The following is a 14,822-nucleotide window of genomic DNA, read 5'->3' as shown; positions in this document are numbered from 1 at the left end:
GTGGAAAAGTAGGACACCGCCGAACACAACATAAAGCCCTGTGGCCCCCAAAACAATTGGGGGCCACAGGCATTTCCGCTGCGCACGCCATGCCGGCCGGTCCGAGGGCGACGCCGGCAAGTCACGTTGAGTGCTGCGTATGTCTGCAGTTGCCCGATCAGCCGCGACGCTATACCGTTAAGCCTCAGTTAAGGGATTTAACAGGAGGATATCGGGTGCGCCACTTCCATTGCCTTCCGGTCATCGCCGGTATCACCGCCGGTCTGATCGCCGGCGTGCCGGCGGCCACGGCGCCGGCCGGCGCACACCCCGCCGCGATCTCACTTACCGGCAACGGCACGGAGCTCGGGGATGGCATCGCCTTCCTCATGGGCGGAACCGGCATGCCGCAACCGTCAGACCGCTACCTTGAGGCCGCCGACAATCTGTACCTGCAGCCGCACGGCTTCGGTGGCGAGCTGGTATCGCTCTGGACGCCGGAGAATGTCAGCTCCACCTCGCAGGCGGTGGGCGGGCAGATTCTCTACAACGCCGTCATGGATGAGATCAACGGCGGCCAGGTGGATGCCGATCATCCGGTTGTGGTGTTCGGCTACTCGCAGAGCGCTTCGATCTCGGTAGGTCTGATGGAGAGACTTGCCGAGGAGGGAGTGTCGAACGATCTGGTCCGGTTTGTGCTGATCGGCTCCCCGGGGACCAGCGGCGTCCCCACCGACCTGTATCACACCGACGTCTACAACTACGAATACGATCCGGTGGCGTTCCGGCCCACGTACTTCAACCCGCTGGCGGACCTGAACTCGATATTGGGCTTTATCTACGGGCACTCCGTGCTCTTGAGCGCGACGCCCGAACAGGTTGAATCGGCCATCGAGCTGCCGACGGCCGATCCTGACTCGCTGACCACCTTCCACATGATCACGTCCGACATCCTGCCGGTGCTGGCCCCGCTGCAGTTGGTGCCGATTCTCGGGCAGCCACTCTATGAGTTGTTGGAACCCGTTACGCGGATCCTGGTGAATCTCGGTTATGGCAACATCGAGTACGGCTGGCCGCCGGGGGACGTCGACGTGCCGGCGGCATCCGGGATCTTCCCGACGGACATCGATCTCGGCGACCTGCTCACGGCACTGGGCAATGGTGTGCAAGAAGGAGTCAGCAACGCCATCTCAAGCTTGCTGGATCCGGCGACCTACCAGATCATCCCGTTGGTGGAGCACCCGTCGCTGGCGGGGATCATTCAAGAGGGCTACATCGTGGGCGCGATCGACACGCCGACTCCGACGCTGGCCGAGGCGCTGACCGGTCTGGCCGCCTTCTTCGAAGGATTCACCGACACCACCGAATACCCCATGCCGGACTAGGCACAGGCCGGCAGGCGCGGCTGGTCGGCCGAGGGCGCTAAATCGCGAGTGACTGGCCGCGGAGGAGTTGTTCGATTCGGTCCAACAACTCGTCCGGGTCTTCGTCGGTGGCGTCGTTCCAGGCTAGTAGTGCGTTGGCGAGGTTGCGCGGCTGGACGGTGAGGTGCAGGCCGAGTACGACCGTGTCCGTGTTGCCGGAATCGATGGTCTGGTAGACGATTTCGGTTTGCAATGAATGTCCGTTGACCGGGTTGGGGAGCATCTTGGGGGTGATCGACTCGATGTCCTCGCGGCGGATCTTCGTCAACTTCGATCCCGGCGTGGCTGCTCGCAGCGTCAATGCAGTGGGGGAGATGCAGAGCGGGCATCGGCGCCACATGCGCAGGACGCTCAGTAACGCTAATGGCATTAGGCTCATGAGGAGGATCCCGCCGAAACGAAACCATGCGGGATAGTCGGAGTTTCGGCCCGCTGCCGCCATAGCTACGCCCATTAGCGGGATAATCGTTATTGCCATGTAGGCGTTTCCCTCGAACCACGGAACGTAGCGGCAGATGACCCCACTGGCTGTGCGGGTGACGCCCGGCCGGAAGATCCGGCGCTGGCCGGCGAGGATGAGGAGTGCCGCGCACACGATGCCAAGAGTCCCGTACCACGGGAATCCGACCCGAGCATCCACTGCCGCTAATACGAGCAGGAAACCGCCGAAGGAATAACGGGCTACTCGCCCCCAGCGGCCTTTTGCTCCATCGCCCGCCATCAGCGGCCGTCCTGCTTTCTGCCCCCCGGGGCGCCGCCGTCGCTGCCGGTGGGTGGGCGACTTACCGGCCCCGGTCGGACCGCTAGCCAGATGCTCTCCTGGTCCACCGGCGAGTCGTGTAACGCGGTCACCGTCAGCTGCGTGATCAGCGTCTCGCGTACTCTCGTGATGATCCAGGATCGAGACACGCTACCGAGAACGCCGAGTTCGTGGCTGATCTGCATGGTGAGTACTCCCGTGACGCCAGAACCCTCAGTAGCCGTAGCGAGTTCCCGGTACAGCTCATGGCAGCCTGGTACCGACTGCAATTGCTGTTCGGACAGCATGGCGAATACGTCGGCAGCATCGAGCGGCGCCTCGACGCGATGCAGCGTCAATACGGCGTTGGGGCAGAACTGGTCGATGCGCGGGTCGTGGCGACACACCCATACGCCGATGCCTGGGGCGGAATCAAAAGGATCCCAGTCCGCCGGGACTCCCACATCCACGGCAAGCCCATCGAACTGGTCGACCGGAGACACGGCGACGCCGTCCCGGGCTATGAACTCATCGAATCGCATGTTCCACGCCGCCTATCCGAAACTGAATAGTGACTTCGCGCCACGTGCAACGCTGCCCACCGAATCTGTGACCGGACCCCAGGCCATTTCGACCCCGTTGGACGCGAGCATGGCGGCGCCCGCACCGGCAATGGCGCCGACCACCACCCCGACTGCCGTTCCCGCCCCCGGAACTATCGAACCGGCCAATCCTCCAGCTTGTGCACCCACCCAGAGACCCGCTGCGACGCCTGCACCCTCGCGGGTGACAGCCTCGGCAACCGAGTTTCCGTCCTGGATGTCCGACATCACCGCGGGTACCGCGCTCGCGGCTCCAGTCACCCGAGCAACTCGGGAGAAACCCCTTAGCTCGGCACCGCCGATTTCCGGATCCTTGAACCATTTCAACAGGCCCGGGTCAGGCGCACCGGGGCCGGTGGTGGGTCCCTTTGCGACCACGTCGAGCACTGTTTGCCGCACCCCGTCCGCGGTGCCGCCGGCGATCGCGCCCTCGGAAGCGATCAGCACGTCTTTGAGTGTCGGGGCGTACCCCGGAGCCTCGCCGGCAGTGCTGCCGTGCGGCTCCGTTCCCGGCGCGGTGCGAGGACGGTTGTCTACCAGAGTAGCTGGGGTAGCTACTCCCGCGCCGCCGTCGGCGCCTGCTTCGGGGAAGCTGAGGTGGGCCAATCCGGCGGTGGCGGTGGTGAGATCGCGGGCGATGTCGGTCTCGGAATCGACCAGGTTGTTGAGGCGGGTGCGGATCGCGCTGGCGTGACCGTCGGCGGCCTGCTCGCGTGCGTCGCGTTCCGCGGTGGAACTGTAGCAACGCAGCGTGTCGGTGAGGGTGTAGTCGTCGCCGACGTTGAAACCGTCATGCACAGCAGCGTTGACCGCGTTGAGCACCGACTGTTTGTTGGTCTCCTGCCGACCGCAGCATCGTCGGGCGATCTCGGCCGCAACCCGGAGCTGATCCGCCGGTGTCCGCACTTCGACGGCATCGGATGCGGTGCGCTCCTGCATGCCGTGAGCGGCGCTGCCCTCCCACCCGGTTCCGCCGGGGCGCACCGACGCGTTGCGGACCTCGGCGAAGGCGTTCTCCCAGGTGTCGGCGAGCCGGGACCAGCTCTCACCGGAGGCCTTGAGGTAGTCCCAACTCGCCGCCCGCACCTCGGAGAGCGACGGCCAGCCGTTGCTCAGCGTCATCGACGGCTACCTCGGTAGTCCGAGCCCGCCGGCACCGCCGTCGACGTTCTGGTAACCACCGGCCGGTGCGCTGGAGCCCACCGCTGCCAGAGCTGCGGCTCCACCGTCGTCCATCGCCTCGAAGTCGTTCGCCGCTCCGGTGAGCTTGGAAGCGGTCGCCTGCATCCGGCTGGCAAGAATCTTGCCGACCCTGCCGGTACCGGCACTGACCGCCGTCGCCGCCGCTTCGCTGGACTGCCAGGAGGGTGCGGTCCTGGTTGGCAGCGTCACCGCGACCTCACTGGCGAGCTCCTCGCAGCGCTGCGCGAGCGCGCGCAGCCCGTCCGGTACGACCCGAAGACCCGGTGTGGTCACGGAGGAAGGCTATCGGCTGACTCGGCGATGGCCAATTCACCCGGCCGTGCCCGCCAGGCTCAGTCGAACAGCGTGACGTGGCTGTGCTGCCGCTCCAGATCCAACAGTGTCCGCTTGCGGTCGACCCCGCCGCCGTAGCCGGTCAGGCTGCCGTTGCTGCCGATGACCCGGTGGCAGGGCACGATGATCGAGATCGGGTTGCGGCCGTTGGCCAGCCCCACGGCGCGAGAGGCTGTCGGCGCCCCGATCTGCGTGGCCAACTGCCCATAGGAGCGGGTCTGGCCGTAGGGGATCGTCAGTAACGCGGTCCACACCCGGCGCTGAAATTCGGTGCCGGCCATCTCGTAAGCCAGGTCGAACTCGGTGAGATCGCCGGCGAAGTACGCCCCGAGTTGCTCGACGACGTCGGGGAAGGCGGTGTCGTCGGGGTGCCACCCGGTGCGGTCGGGGGCATGGGAGTGGTCGAGCATCAGCAGATGGCTGAGCTTGCCGTCCACGCCGGCCAGGGTGAGCGGCCCGATCGGGCTGTCGATGGTGCGCTGACAGGTCATGCGATCTCCTTGCAGGTCAACGGCCAGTCGTTCACGGCGTGATCGAGTGCGGTCCACAAATGCTGGGCGGCATACGACCGCCACGGGCGCCAGCGCATGCTGCGTTCGGTCAGGGCCCGCGACTGCTCCGGTAAACCCAGCCGGCGCGCGGCCAGCCGCACCCCCAGATCGGTCGCCGGGAACGCATCGGGGTCGCCCAGGCCGCGCATGGCGATGAGTTCGGCCGTCCACGGCCCGACGCCGGGAAGTTCCAGCAACGCGTGCCGGGCCCGGCCCCAATCGCAGCCCGCGCCCAGGGCGATGCTGCCATCGGCGAGACCCGCCACCAGGGCCAGCAGTGTTCGGCGACGTGCCCGGGGCAGCGCCACCTGGTCGACGTCGATGTCGGCCAGCCGTTCGACCGACGGGAAAACGTGCGTCAGCCCGCCGGCCGGGTCGGCAATGGGTTCGCCGTGGGCCAGCACCAGGCGGTGCGTATGGGTACGGGCCGCCTTGACCGACACCTGCTGACTGAGCACCGCCCGTACCGCCAGTTCGGCCTCGTCGACGGTGCGGGGGATTCGCTGGCCCGGCGCCTTGGCCACCAGCGGCGCCAATTCGGGGTCGTCCGTGAGAGCCTCGACGACCGCTTCGGGATCGGCGTCGAGGTCCAGCAGGCGCCGGCAGCGGGTGATCGCCGCGGTGAGATCCCGGAAATCATCGAGCACCAGCCCGCACCGTACGTGGTCGGGCGCCGGAGTCAGGCTGACGATGCCGTTGCCGTGCGGCAGCCGCAGGGTGCGGCGGAACGCTCCGTCGCGCACCTCCTCGCAGCCGGGAACCGCGCAGGCCGCCAGATGGCCGAAGACCCCTTCGAACGCGAACGGCGTGCGTACCGGCAGCCGAAGTGACAGGCCTCCCGGGCTCGGAGCGTGCCGGTCGGATTCGGCTTTGGACGTTGTGGCCGCCTGGTGCCGCAACATCGTCGGCGTGGTGGCGCACACCGCGCGAACGGTGTCATTGAACTGCCGGATGCTGGCGAACCCGGCCGCAAACGCGATGTCGCTCAACGGAAGATCCGTGGTCTCGATCAAAATCCTGGCCGTCTGCGCGCGCTGGGCGCGGGCCAGCGCCAGCGGACCGGCTCCGACCTCGTTGTGGAGCAGGCGCTGCAACTGACGGGTGGAGTAGCCCAGGCGGCCGGCAAGCCCGGCCACCCCCTCGCGGTCGACCGTGCCGTCGGCGACCAACCGCATCGCCCGGCCCACGACGTCGCCACGGACGTTCCATTCCGGAGATCCCGGTGCGGCGTCCGGTCGGCAGCGCTTACAGGCCCGGAAGCCGGCCCGCTGAGCGGCCGCGGCGGTGGGGTAGAACCGCACGTTCCGCGGCAGCGGGGGCCGTACCGGGCAACTGGGCCGGCAGTAGATCCGGGTGGTCAGCACGGCGGTGTAGAACCAGCCGTCGAAGCGGGCGTCGCTGGACTGCACGGCACGATAGCAGCGGTCGAAGTCGTCGTGCACGTTGTAACCATCGCATGCGGCGGCCGACGACACTAGCGGGAATGCGACACGATAGTGCCGGACCGGTGCCGCCCGCCGGGGCTACCATCTGGACGTGGCGGCACTGGTGCAGCGGTACTTGGACGGGATACTGGCCGAGCATGCCGAGGTGAATATCGGCGCCCTGGCCAGCTACATCCCGGAGTTGGCGCGGGTCGATCCGACCGGCTTCGGTCTGTCACTGTCCTCGTCGGACGGCTATGTCTACGAATCCGGCGACGCCGACGTGCAATTCACCATGCAATCGATCTCCAAGCCGTTCACCTACGCGCTGGCGCTCGACCAATTGGGGCATGCGGAGGTCGACGCGCGGATCGGGGTGGAGCCCTCTGGCGAGGGGTTCAACAGGATCAGCGTCGACCAGGTCACCCAGGTCCCGAAGAATCCGATGATCAACGCCGGTGCGATCGTGGCGTGCTCGTTGATCCCGGGCGAGACCGCCGACGATCAATTCGCTTTGATCCGGGAATTCTTCAGTGCCTGCGCGGGACGCGGCCTGGACTTCGACGAGGATGTCTACCGATCGGAGAAGGCCAGCGGCAGTCGTAATCGCGGAATCGCCTACCTGCTGGACAGTTTCGGTGCTCTTGGCGCTGATCCTGATGACGCTCTCGACGTCTACATCCGGCAGTGCTCGTTGAAGGTCACCAGCACCGACCTGGCCCGGATGGCGGCGACGCTCGCGCGCGGTGGTTACAACCCGCTGACCGGGCGGCAGGTGACCGACGCGGCGGTGGTCCGGCGCACACTGTCGGTCATGGTGACCTGCGGTATGTACGACGCCGCCGGCGAGTGGGTCAGTGCGGTCGGTATGCCGGCCAAGAGCGGTGTGGGTGGCGGCATCGTGGCGGTGCTGCCCGGCCAGCTGGGCATCGGCGTCTATTCGCCGCGGATCGATGCCAAGGGCAACAGTGTGCGCGGAGTACTGGTGTGCCGCAGCCTTTCTCAGCAGCTCGGACTGCACTTCCTGACGGTGAGCAGCGAAGCCCACTCGGCTATTCGCGGCATGTACACGCCTCGTCCGGGCGTCCGGGTCTACGAGGTGCACGGCGATCTGCTCTTCGCCGGAGCCGAACAGGTGGCCCGCACCGCCACCGGCGACTATGGCGACTTCGGTGTCGCGATCCTCGACGTGTCACGCCTGCACGCCATCAGTGACCCGGCGCGTGCCCTGCTCGCGGGTCTGGCCGACGAGCTGCAGAGCATGGGCAAACGGGGCCTTCTCGTCGATCCGGGTGGCGCGCTGGCGTCCGATCCGGCGACCCGCGAGGCGCTGGTGTTCGCCACGGTCGACGATGCCCTCGCCGCGAGCGAGAGATGGGTCAGCTAGCGAGGGCTACAGCGGTCCGGCCAGCACGGTGGGCTGGTCATACCCGCGCAGCACCACCGAATCGCCCAGCACCCAGTGGGCTTGCTCGCTGACACAGGCGGCGCGCAGCGTCTGTGCCGTGGTCAACAGCTGGAGCTGCCGGGTTTTGGCCAGCTCGGACAACCGGGCCGCCTCGTTGACCGGCTCGCCGATCACGGTGTACTCGAAACGTTCTTTGGCGCCGACATTTCCGGCGACAACCTGGCCGGCCGCCACCCCGATGCCGGCGCGGATCTCCGGCACCTCGTCGGCCAGCCGGGAGAGGATGGCGCGTCCGGCGGCCAGCGCTTCGTCTTCGGGTTGGTCGAGGTGGTTGGGGGCGCCGAAGATCGCCAGGGTCGCGTCGCCCTCGAACTTGTTGATCAGGCCCCGGTGGCGGTCGACCTCGTCGACGACCACCGCGAAGAACCGGTTGAGCAGGGTGACGACCTCGGTGGCCGGCTTGGCGGTCACGATCTGAGTCGACCCGATGATATCGACGAAAAGCACTGCGACATGGCGCTCTTCGCCGCCGAGTTGTATCTGATCGCGTTCTGCGGCTGCGGCGACTTCGCGACCGACGTGGCGACCGAACAAGTCACGCACCCGTTCCCGCTCCCGCAGCCCGTGCACCATCGCGTTGAAACCGCTTTGCAGTTCGCCGAGTTCGGTCCCGTCGAACACCACCAGATCTGCTCCCAGGTTGCCCTGCTCGACTCGCCTGAGCGCGGCACGCACCACCCGCACGGGGGTCGCGGTGAGCCACGACAGGATCAACATCAGCAGGAATCCGAATATCAGGGTCGCCACCGATGCGACCAGCACCCCGATGCCGAACTGCGTCAACGTCAGGTTCTTCAGCACCACCGCGAAGAGCGCGGTAAGCGCGATGCCCAGAATCGGAACGCCGGAGGTGAGTAGCCAGACCATCATGGTCCGGCCCATGATCCCCGACAGGATTCGCCGCGGCGGGGGGCCGGCCGCGAGGGCCTGAGCGGCCACCGGCCGCAACGCGAACTCGGTGAACAGATAACAAGCGGTCGCGACCAGGATGCCGCAGATACACAGGGTGAGCCCGATGATCGGGATGAATATCTTGTCGGCCATCGCGTAGAGCACGGTGAACAGCACGGTCCCGACGCCCCACAGGGCCAGCACGACCTGCGCGACGCGCCAAGGCGTCAGGAATGCGTTGCGTTCGTCGTCGCGCGTCGGCGGCTGTTCGGTGATGGCCCACCGCAATTTCATGATGGTGCGCCGGGTTATCCCATAGGTACCGACGACCAACGCCGTCACCACGTAGCCAGGCACCAGCCCGAAGGTCAGCCACGCCGGGGCGTCGGAAAAGACACTGGGCGACGGAAAGGCCACTGTCACCAGCAGTGCTTCGACGCCGATCCCGATCAGATTCGTCCCGACGATGACGACGGTCAGGATGAACTGGATGCGAATCCGCCGCAAGTACTGGCTTTCCGACACGCGGCCCAGCAGCCAGGAACCGTATTCGGGTGTCTCGGGCAACCGACCGCTCTGGCGGGTCAGCAACTCCAGTATCCGGCCCAGGCGTTGCGCGGTCGTCTTCGGCGGCTTCATCGTGGCGTAAGAATAATTGCTCGGTACGGGCTTTAAGGTGGTTCGGATGCGACTCGTGATCGCCCGATGCACCGTCGACTATGTCGGCCGGCTCACCGCGCACCTGCCGTCGGCCCGGCGACTGCTGCTGCTGAAGGCCGATGGTTCGGTCAGTGTGCATGCCGACGACCGTGCCTATAAGCCGCTGAACTGGATGAGTCCGCCGTGCCGGCTCACCGAGGAGTGCGTCGGCGAGTTCCCGGTGTGGGTGGTGACGAACAAGACGGGCGACCAGCTGCGGATCACCATCGAGGAGATCGAGCATGATTCCAGCCATGAACTCGGTGTCGACCCGGGTCTGGTCAAAGACGGGGTGGAAGCCCAGTTGCAGGCGCTGCTCGCCGAGCACGTCGAGCTGCTCGGCGAGGGCTACACCCTGGTGCGCCGGGAGTACATGACCGCCATCGGACCGGTGGACCTGCTGTGCCGCGACGAGCAGGGACGCTCGGTTGCCGTGGAGATCAAACGGCGCGGCGAGATCGACGGTGTCGAGCAGCTGACCCGGTATCTCGAACTGCTCAACCGAGACGGTCTGCTCGCGCCGGTGAGCGGGGTGTTCGCGGCCCAGCAGATCAAACCACAGGCCCGTACGCTGGCGACCGATCGTGGCATTCGCTGTGTGACACTGGATTACGACGCAATGCGCGGCATGAATAGCGATGAGTACCGGTTGTTCTGACCGCTGGACGCCGACGGCGGAATAGACGGCAACGGCGGCGCGTTGCAGCGGTCCATGGCAGTCGAAGATCTCTTCCAACCGCTGGTCGTGCGCTCGCTGACCGTGCCGAATCGGTTCGCGATGGCGCCGATGACCCGCCAAGCGTCGCCGGGTGGCGTCCCGGGCACCGATGTCGCCGAGTACTACCGACGGCGCGCCGCCGGTGGCGTCGGCCTGATCATCACCGAAGGCATCCGGCTGCCGGATCCGGCCGCGGGTTACCCGTTCAGCGTGCCGACGATCGCGGGCGACGAGGTGCTCGCGGGCTGGACTCGGGTTGTCGGTGCCGTGCACGCCGAGGGCGCGACGATCGCCGCCCAGTTGTGGCACCAAGGCGTGCAACGTGAGGACACCGACGGCGTCGTGCCGGTCGCTCCGTCGGGTATCGACGGGCAGGGCAACCCGCGTGGCCGGGCGTTGCGAACCGATGAGCTCCAAGAGATCTCGCAGCTGTACGCGTCCAGCGCCGCCACCGCACGGGATGTCGGCTTCGATGCTATCGAGATCCACGGTGCGCACGGCTACCTGCTGGACGAATTCCTCTGGGAGCGAACGAATCGGCGCACCGACGGCTACGGCGGATCGCTGTCCGAGCGGACGCGCTTCCCGGCCGAGGTGGTCGCAGCGGTGCGTGCCGCGGTGGGCCCGGACTATCCGATCATCTTCCGCTTCTCGCAGTGGAAGGGCACCGACTACACGGCGTCGATCGCCGACGACCCGGCGCAGTTGGCGGACCTGTTGGCTCCCCTCATCGACGCTGGTGTCGACGTACTGCACCCCTCAACGCGCCGGCACTACCTGCCGGCGTTCCCCGACCACGACCCCGAACTGAGCTTGGCCGGGTGGAGCAAGAAAGTCAGCGGAGCGCCGGTCATCGCGGTGGGATCGGTCGGGCTGGAAACGCAGTTCCGCAGCGAGAAGCGGGGTGAGGTGATCCAGCCGGCGCCCGTCGACCGACTGGTCGAGCAGTTCGATGCCGGGGAGTTCGATGTGGTGGCGATCGGACGCGCGCTGCTCGCCGACCCGACCTGGGTCAACCGGCTGCGCCGCGGAGAGCTGGACGGGTTCGGCGGCTACGACGCGGCTGCCGCACTGGCCGCGCTGGCCTGAATCACTACGCTGACCCGCATGGCTCGTCGCCGTAGCCCCTCTCGCCGGCAGCAGCCGTTACGGCCGCTGCCGCTCTCTCAGCGGGTCGAAACCGGACCCGACGGCTACGAGTACGTCGTGGCGGCGATCGCCGGTTCCCGGGCCGTCAAGGTCTACCGGTGCCCCGGCTGCGATCACGAGATTCGCACCGGTATCGCCCATGTGGTGGTGTGGCGGGAAGACTCAGACGAGGGCGAGGACCGACGGCATTGGCATACGCCGTGCTGGGCGAATCGCGCGACCCGTGGCCCCACCCGCAAGTGGTCCTAGAGCGTCAGTGCGCCGCGGTCGTGTCGGCGGCCGGCTCGACCAGCTCGATCAGCACCCCGCCGGCGTCCTTGGGGTGGATGAAGTTGATCCGCGAGTTCGAGGTGCCGCGCCGCGGCGCGTCGTAAAGCAGCCGCACACCCTGCTCCCGCAGCCGCTCCGAGAGCGCGTCGATGGCGCTGGTCCGGTAGGCGAGCTGCTGCAAACCCGGACCCCGCTTGTCCAGGAATTTCGCGATCGTCGACGACTCGTCGATCGGGGCCATCAGCTGAAGCTGGGCACTGCCGACCGGAGCACCGCGCACCGCGAGCATCGCTTCGACGATGCCCTGCTCCTCGTTGACCTCTTCGTGCAACACGATCATGCCGAGCTGGTCGTGGTACCACTTCTTGGCGGCTTCCAGGTCCGGCACCGCGATGCCGACGTGATCGATCGCCGTCACCAGGGCGGAGGCCAAGGCGGAACGTACCTCGAACGGGTCAGTGACGGAATCGGTCGTCATAACGTAACGGTAACCTGAGCGGAAACATCGCGCTGCGGCGATCTGGCAGATCGGCCGCCCACATCCGGCTTGGAGGTAGTCATGACCACATCGGTGATCGTTGCTGGGGCCCGAACCCCGATCGGCAAGCTGATGGGTTCGCTGAAGGATTTCTCCGGCAGTGACCTGGGCGCGATCGCCATCGCCGGCGCCCTGGAGAAGGCGGGCGTCCCGGCGTCGCTGGTGGAGTACGTGATCATGGGCCAGGTGCTCACCGCGGGCGCCGGCCAGATGCCGGCGCGGCAGGCGTCGGTGGGCGCGGGCATCGGCTGGGACGTTCCGGCGCTGAGCATCAACAAGATGTGCCTGTCCGGAATCGACTCCATCGCGCTGGCTGACCAGCTGATTCGCGCCGGCGAGTTCGATGTGGTGGTGGCCGGCGGCCAGGAGTCCATGACCAAGGCGCCGCACCTGCTGATGGACAGTCGCTCCGGCTACAAGTACGGCGATGTGACCGTGCTCGACCACCTCGCCTACGACGGCCTGCACGACGTGTTCACCGACCAGCCGATGGGCGCGCTCACCGAGCAGCGCAACGACGCCGACAAGTTCACCCGTGCCGAGCAGGACGAGTGTGCCGCCGAATCGCACCGCAAGGCCGCCGCGGCGTGGAAGGACGGGGTGTTCGCTGACGAGGTGGTGCCGGTGAAGATCCCGCAGCGCAAGGGGGATCCGCTGGAGTTCACCGAGGACGAGGGCATCCGGGCCAACACCACCGCCGAATCTCTGGCCGGGCTCAAGCCGGCGTTCCGCAAGGACGGCACCATCACCGCGGGCTCGTCGTCGCAGATCTCCGACGGCGCGGCCGCCGTCGTGGTGATGAGCAAGGCCAAGGCGCAGGAGCTCGGACTGGACTGGCTGTGTGAGATCGGGGCACACGGCGTGGTCGCCGGCCCGGACTCGACTTTGCAGTCGCAACCGGCCAATGCCATCAAGAAGGCCATCGCCCGGGAGGGCATCTCGGTCGATCAGCTCGGCGTGGTGGAGATCAACGAGGCGTTCGCTGCGGTGTCGTTGGCCTCGAGCCGGGAACTCGGGGTGAACCCCGACCTCGTCAACGTGCACGGCGGCGCGATCGCAGTCGGGCATCCGATCGGCATGTCGGGGGCGCGTATCACGCTGCACGCCGCCCTCGAGCTCAAACGCCGCGGATCGGGCTATGCGGTGGCCGCGCTGTGCGGCGCCGGCGGCCAGGGCGACGCGCTGATTCTGCGCGCCGGCTAGGGAGGCTCCTTACGGTTGCGTAAGTTGCTGGCGTCACCGGTTCCGCGGCGCCGAATTCGCGGTGTGATTTTAGTCATAGGGGTGCTCATCGGCCCCGAAATCAGCCGTCGGCACCGGCGCTGCGGCGGCGTGACAGACTTGATGACGTGACTCGTCCTCGACCCCCGATCGGTCCGGCGTTGGCCGGAGCAGTGGATCTGTCCGGACTCAAGCAACCGCCCGGTGGTGGCGGCGGTGACGGCTCGGCTCCGCCGGGCGCCACCGAGATCACCGAAGCCAATTTCGAAGACGAGGTGTTGGTCCGGTCCAACCAGGTGCCCGTCGTGGTGCTGTTGTGGTCGCCTCGCAGCGAGGCCTGCATCAAGCTGGCCGACACGCTTGCCGGACTGGCCACCAGTGATGGCGGCACGTGGTCGCTGGCCACCGTCAACGTCGACGTCGCCCCGCGGGTGGCGCAGGTGTTCGGCGTCGAAGCGGTGCCCACCGTGGTGGCGCTGGCCGCCGGCCAACCGATCACCAGCTTTCAGGGCGTCCAGCCACCCGACCAGCTGCGCCGCTGGGTGGATTCACTGCTGTCGGCCACCGCGGGCAAGCTCTCCGGCGGCGGCGACGAAACCGAGCAGCCCGAGCAGGTGGATCCCGTCCTCGCCCGGGCGCGCGACCAACTCGACGCCGGTGACTTCGCCGCGGCTCGCGACTCCTATCAGGCGTTGCTCGACACCGACCCCGACCATGTCGAAGCCAAGGCGGCGCTGCGCCAGTTGACGTTCCTGGAGCGGGCAACCGGCCGGCAGCTCGATGCGCCGGCGCTGGCCGATGCCGCCCCCGAGGACATCGAGGCCGCTTTCGCCGCGGCCGATGTGCAGATTCTCAACCAGGACGTCACCGCGGCGTTCGACCGGCTGATCGCGCTGGTGCGGCGAACCGCCGGTGACGAGCGCAGCACGGTGCGGACCCGGCTGGTGGAGCTGTTCGAGCTCTTCGACCCGGCCGACCCCGAGGTCGTCGCCGGCCGGCGCAACCTGGCCAACGCGCTGTACTGACCTGGTGCGCTGACCCGACGACGTGCGGCGCTCGGCTGGCGTGTGTGGGATCGGCGCTACTCCGGCGCCAGCCATAGTGCCGACAGCGCCGGCAGCAGCAGCACCGCCGAGGCCGGCCGGCCGTGCCATGGATCGTCGGTGGCGACCACTCCGCCGAGGTTGCCCGCCCCCGAACCGCGGTAGCCGATCGCGTCGGTGTTGAGCACCTCGCGCCACCGGCCGGCGAGCGGTAGGCCCAGGTGGTAGTCGGTGTGTTCGACGCCGGAGAAGTTGAACACGCATGCCAGCACCGAACCGTCCGCACCGTAGCGCAGAAAACTCAGCACGTTGTTGGTCGAGTCATTGGCGTCGATCCACGAGTAGCCCCGCGGGTCGCCGTCCTGACTCCACAACGCCGGCAGCGCCCGGTAGTGGGCGTTGATGTCGCCGACCAGGCGCAGAATGCCGGGGGAGTAGCCATCGGGCTCGGCGTGGGGATCGAGCTGGAACCAGTCGACGCCGCGTTCGTTGCACCACTCGCCGCGTTGGCCGAATTCCTGGCCCATGAACAGCAACTGCTTGCCCGGGTGCGCCCACTGGTAGGCCAGC

The 14,822-nt window shown here is 67.4% G+C and carries 16 protein-coding genes; 7 read left to right on the top strand and 9 right to left on the bottom strand.

Annotation, left to right across the window (positions count from 1 at the left end):
• Positions 1-1,364: PE-PPE domain-containing protein (locus AWC24_RS02425; protein WP_234807226.1), on the top strand; the 1,364-nt coding region annotated here is incomplete at its 5' end.
• A gap of 37 nt (positions 1,365-1,401) precedes the next feature.
• Here AWC24_RS02425 and AWC24_RS02420 read toward each other — a convergent pair.
• The 6 genes from AWC24_RS02420 to AWC24_RS02395 are packed head-to-tail and all read right to left on the bottom strand — an operon-like array spanning position 1,402 to position 6,273.
• Positions 1,402-2,124, bottom strand: coding sequence for a hypothetical protein (locus tag AWC24_RS02420; RefSeq protein ID WP_085081901.1), 723 nt, complete (start codon positions 2,122-2,124; stop codon positions 1,402-1,404).
• Complete coding sequence (locus tag AWC24_RS21465; protein WP_109560291.1) at positions 2,124-2,684, bottom strand: LpqN/LpqT family lipoprotein; 561 nt, start codon at positions 2,682-2,684, stop codon at positions 2,124-2,126. Before AWC24_RS21465 ends, AWC24_RS02420 begins: the two co-directional genes overlap by 1 nt.
• A 12-nt stretch (positions 2,685-2,696) precedes the next feature.
• Entirely contained in the window at positions 2,697-3,866 is a 1,170-nt protein-coding gene (locus AWC24_RS22650) for a hypothetical protein (protein WP_174813620.1), read from the bottom strand.
• 6 nt (positions 3,867-3,872) lie between these two features.
• On the bottom strand, positions 3,873-4,220 hold the full coding sequence (locus AWC24_RS02405) for a hypothetical protein (protein ID WP_085081900.1): 348 nt from the start codon (positions 4,218-4,220) through the stop codon (positions 3,873-3,875).
• Positions 4,221-4,279: 59 nt separating this feature from the next.
• A complete protein-coding gene (locus AWC24_RS02400) occupies positions 4,280-4,771 on the bottom strand; it encodes a methylated-DNA--[protein]-cysteine S-methyltransferase (RefSeq protein ID WP_085081899.1) in 492 nt (163 codons plus the stop codon).
• Complete coding sequence (locus AWC24_RS02395) at positions 4,768-6,273, bottom strand: DNA-3-methyladenine glycosylase 2 family protein (protein ID WP_085081902.1); 1,506 nt, start codon at positions 6,271-6,273, stop codon at positions 4,768-4,770. Before AWC24_RS02395 ends, AWC24_RS02400 begins: the two co-directional genes overlap by 4 nt.
• Before the next feature lie 94 nt (positions 6,274-6,367).
• Between AWC24_RS02395 and glsA the strand changes: the two genes are divergently transcribed.
• Positions 6,368-7,642 carry a glutaminase A gene (glsA, locus tag AWC24_RS02390; RefSeq protein WP_085081898.1) on the top strand — a complete coding sequence of 425 codons (1,275 nt, stop codon included), beginning with the start codon at positions 6,368-6,370 and terminating at the stop codon, positions 7,640-7,642.
• Positions 7,643-7,648: 6 nt separating this feature from the next.
• Here glsA and AWC24_RS02385 read toward each other — a convergent pair whose 3' ends face one another.
• Positions 7,649-9,253: an adenylate/guanylate cyclase domain-containing protein gene (locus tag AWC24_RS02385; protein WP_085081897.1), complete on the bottom strand. Its 1,605-nt coding sequence runs from the start codon at positions 9,251-9,253 to the stop codon at positions 7,649-7,651.
• A gap of 46 nt (positions 9,254-9,299) precedes the next feature.
• Between AWC24_RS02385 and nucS the strand changes: the two genes are divergently transcribed.
• The 3 genes from nucS to AWC24_RS02370 are packed head-to-tail and all read left to right on the top strand — an operon-like array spanning position 9,300 to position 11,429.
• On the top strand, positions 9,300-9,971 hold the full coding sequence (gene nucS / locus AWC24_RS02380) for an endonuclease NucS (protein WP_085081896.1): 672 nt from the start codon (positions 9,300-9,302) through the stop codon (positions 9,969-9,971).
• 54 nt (positions 9,972-10,025) lie between these two features.
• Positions 10,026-11,120 (top strand): NADH:flavin oxidoreductase, encoded by a 1,095-nt coding sequence (locus tag AWC24_RS02375; protein WP_085081895.1) that lies wholly within the window; start codon positions 10,026-10,028, stop codon positions 11,118-11,120.
• 18 nt (positions 11,121-11,138) lie between these two features.
• Positions 11,139-11,429 carry an Rv1322 family protein gene (locus AWC24_RS02370; RefSeq protein WP_085081894.1) on the top strand — a complete coding sequence of 97 codons (291 nt, stop codon included), beginning with the start codon at positions 11,139-11,141 and terminating at the stop codon, positions 11,427-11,429.
• 4 nt (positions 11,430-11,433) lie between these two features.
• Here the strand turns inward: AWC24_RS02370 and mce are convergent, their stop codons facing one another.
• A complete protein-coding gene (gene mce / locus AWC24_RS02365) occupies positions 11,434-11,928 on the bottom strand; it encodes a methylmalonyl-CoA epimerase (protein ID WP_085081893.1) in 495 nt (164 codons plus the stop codon).
• An 81-nt stretch (positions 11,929-12,009) separates the two neighbouring features.
• Here mce and AWC24_RS02360 point away from each other — a divergent pair, with 81 nt between their 5' ends.
• On the top strand, positions 12,010-13,191 hold the full coding sequence (locus AWC24_RS02360; protein ID WP_085081892.1) for an acetyl-CoA C-acetyltransferase: 1,182 nt from the start codon (positions 12,010-12,012) through the stop codon (positions 13,189-13,191).
• A 146-nt stretch (positions 13,192-13,337) separates the two neighbouring features.
• Positions 13,338-14,234 carry a tetratricopeptide repeat protein gene (locus AWC24_RS02355; protein WP_085081891.1) on the top strand — a complete coding sequence of 299 codons (897 nt, stop codon included), beginning with the start codon at positions 13,338-13,340 and terminating at the stop codon, positions 14,232-14,234.
• Positions 14,235-14,290: 56 nt separating this feature from the next.
• Here AWC24_RS02355 and AWC24_RS02350 read toward each other — a convergent pair.
• Positions 14,291-14,822, bottom strand: a 532-nt coding sequence (locus AWC24_RS02350; RefSeq protein WP_207568294.1) for an alpha amylase C-terminal domain-containing protein, incomplete at its 5' end; no start/stop codon positions are given.

The organism is Mycolicibacter senuensis, from assembly GCF_002101885.1.
GTDB lineage: Bacteria > Actinomycetota > Actinomycetes > Mycobacteriales > Mycobacteriaceae > Mycobacterium > Mycobacterium senuense.
The sequence above is the reverse complement of the archived record's forward strand: the minus strand, read 5'-3'. Positions and strand labels throughout refer to the sequence as shown.

Coding starts and splice junctions, on each gene's coding strand:
- AWC24_RS02420 (WP_085081901.1), bottom strand. CDS start 2,124: ATGGCGGGCGATGGAGCAAAAGGCCGCTGGGGGCGAGTAGCCCGTTAT.
- AWC24_RS21465 (WP_109560291.1), bottom strand. CDS start 2,684: ATGCGATTCGATGAGTTCATAGCCCGGGACGGCGTCGCCGTGTCTCCG.
- AWC24_RS22650 (WP_174813620.1), bottom strand. CDS start 3,866: ATGACGCTGAGCAACGGCTGGCCGTCGCTCTCCGAGGTGCGGGCGGCG.
- AWC24_RS02400 (WP_085081899.1), bottom strand. CDS start 4,771: ATGACCTGTCAGCGCACCATCGACAGCCCGATCGGGCCGCTCACCCTG.
- AWC24_RS02385 (WP_085081897.1), bottom strand. CDS start 9,253: ATGAAGCCGCCGAAGACGACCGCGCAACGCCTGGGCCGGATACTGGAG.
- nucS (WP_085081896.1), top strand. CDS start 9,300: ATGCGACTCGTGATCGCCCGATGCACCGTCGACTATGTCGGCCGGCTC.
- AWC24_RS02375 (WP_085081895.1), top strand. CDS start 10,026: ATGGCAGTCGAAGATCTCTTCCAACCGCTGGTCGTGCGCTCGCTGACC.
- AWC24_RS02370 (WP_085081894.1), top strand. CDS start 11,139: ATGGCTCGTCGCCGTAGCCCCTCTCGCCGGCAGCAGCCGTTACGGCCG.
- mce (WP_085081893.1), bottom strand. CDS start 11,928: ATGACGACCGATTCCGTCACTGACCCGTTCGAGGTACGTTCCGCCTTG.
- AWC24_RS02360 (WP_085081892.1), top strand. CDS start 12,010: ATGACCACATCGGTGATCGTTGCTGGGGCCCGAACCCCGATCGGCAAG.